Here is a 2178-nt window from a genome sequence, read left to right as displayed (position 1 = left end):
ATCCGGCATCCATGCAAAACGGCAGCCTAGGCTGCCGTTTTTTTGAATCCAGGCCTATTGTCGGTGACTGAAGCTCAGTCGCCCAGCACCACGCCTTCGCGCCTGGGGTCGGCACCGCCATACCAGCCTGTGGGGGTGCGCTCGATGGCTTGCAGGCCGCTGGTCATGTCGATTTCTCGCACGCTATGGCCGCGTGCCTTGAGGGCGTCGAGTGTGGTGCCGTCAAAGCGTTTGGCTTCCAGCAAAGTGGGGCCGCCCAGCGAGCCGAAGTTGGGCAGGTCAATCGCTTGCTGTGCGTTCAGGCCCCAGTGCAGCGTGCCCGTGAGCAGCTTGGCCGTGTAGTGGATGATGAGTGCGCCCCCGGGGCTGCCGCCACTCATGAGCAACTGGCCTGTGGCCTTGTCAAACACCAAGGTGGGCGACATGGACGAGCGCGGGCGTTTGCCGGGCTCGACCCGGTTGGCAATTGGGCGGCCCTGCGCGTCGGCAGGGGCCAGGCTGAAATCGGTCAACTCGTTGTTGAGCAAAAAGCCACCGGGGCGAGTTGTGTCGGTGGTGACCATGCGGCGCGCGCCAAAGGCGGCTTCGATGGTGGTGGTCATGGCCACGGCGCGGCCTTGTGCATCGACCACGCTGATGTGGCTGGTGCCGTACTCGATTTGTGTGGGCATGGGGGCAAAACTGGTCGTTTGGCCGCCGGGCTGACCGGCTGTGGCCGCTTTCATGGCCTGTGTGCCAATCAGCTGGCTGCGATCGCGCAGGTAAGCGGGGGCCAGCAGGCTGCGCCAGTCGCCAGTGGGGGCGCTCACAAAATCCGGGTCGGCCACGTACTGCGCCCGGTCGGCAAAAGCCAGGCGCGAGGCTTCGGTGTAGCGGTGCAGCCAGTCGGGTGAGGGCAGGCCGCTTGCCAGCTCGGGGCCTTGCGCTTGGGTGTGACCCAACATGCCCAAAATCTGGCCGATGGCGATCTGGCCCGATGACGGCGGTGGGAAGCCGCAGATGCGGTAGGCCCGCGCTGCGGCCGTGTGGTCAAAACACAGGGCCTCGCGCATGCGAGGCTGGTAGTTGGCCAGGTCTTGCAGGCTCAGGGTGCCGGGGCGCGGTGCTTGTGCGGTGCGCGCCACCATGGCTGCAGCCACGGGCCCTTCGTGCAGGGCCCGGCTGCCCATTTGGGCGATGCCGCGCAGCACATGGGCGTATTCGGGGTTGCGCAGCACATGGCCCACAGGCCAGGCTTGGCCATCGGCTTGGTAGAAAAAGCGCAGGGCGAGCGGGTCTTTTTTGAGCAGCGCATCGGCTTGCAGCAAGCTGTGCAAACGGGGGCTGACCCGAAAGCCTTGCTCGGCCAGCGTGATGGCAGGCTGCAGCAACTGCGCCCAAGGCAGGCGGCCGTGCTGGCGGTGCGCCGCCTCCAGCATGCGCACCACACCCGGCACGCCCACCGAATGGCCGCTTTGCACAGCATCCGCGAATGGCAGCGGCTTGCCTTGGTCTAGAAACATGTCGCCGCGTGCGCCAGCGGGGGCGGTTTCGCGCCCGTCGTGCGCCGTGACTTTTTGGCCATCAAAGTGCAACAAAAAAGCGCCGCCGCCAATGCCACTCGACTGCGGCTCCACCAAGCCCAGCACCATTTGCACGGCAATGGCGGCATCCAGCGCCGAGCCGCCTGCACGAAGCACCTGGTGCCCCGCATCGGTGGCCAGCGGGTTGGCAGCGGCCACGGCTTGGCGCGTATAGGCCCAGCCGGGTTTGGCCGTGTTGCCACTGGCCGCTTCGGGTTGCGTGGCGTGATCGGGCACGCTGTAGCGCAGCGCGTTGGCGGGTGCTTGAAAATCTGGCCAAGTTGCACAGGCATTCAAGAGAGACACACTGGTGATGACCAGCGTAAGACGGAAAGTTGCAAAGTTGGAGGTCATAAGCCGTTCTTGGATGGGTGGGCGTTCTCTGACAGGTCTGCAGGTTGACCGTACTTCTTCAGGTCCGCAAAACACGCTGCTGCAAATGGGTTCTGAAATGACGCCGGGTGTGGATGAAGAGGTGAACCAGCACGGTCTGGTCGTCAAACTCATAAATCACACGGGTTTGGCGAACCAAGCGTTGTCTGAAATGAGTCAAACCCAGGGCCCGAAGTTCCTCAAGCGGCGTTCCACTTTCGGGGTGTTCCCCGATGTCACGCAG

General features: G+C 64.4%; 2 protein-coding genes. One reads left to right on the top strand and one right to left on the bottom strand.

The window, feature by feature from the left end; translation table 11 throughout:
- Positions 1–74: 74 nt before the first annotated feature.
- Complete coding sequence (locus Q0341_RS06770; RefSeq protein ID WP_299511430.1) at positions 75–1916, bottom strand: gamma-glutamyltransferase family protein; 1842 nt, start codon at positions 1914–1916, stop codon at positions 75–77.
- A gap of 13 nt (positions 1917–1929) precedes the next feature.
- Between Q0341_RS06770 and Q0341_RS06765 the strand changes: the two genes are divergently transcribed.
- Positions 1930–2178: hypothetical protein (locus tag Q0341_RS06765; RefSeq protein ID WP_299511427.1), on the top strand; the 249-nt coding region annotated here is incomplete at its 3' end.

It is taken from the genome of uncultured Limnohabitans sp. (assembly GCF_937889215.1).
Classification (GTDB): Bacteria; Pseudomonadota; Gammaproteobacteria; order Burkholderiales; family Burkholderiaceae_C; genus Limnohabitans_A.
The sequence above is the reverse complement of the archived record's forward strand: the minus strand, read 5'-3'. Positions and strand labels throughout refer to the sequence as shown.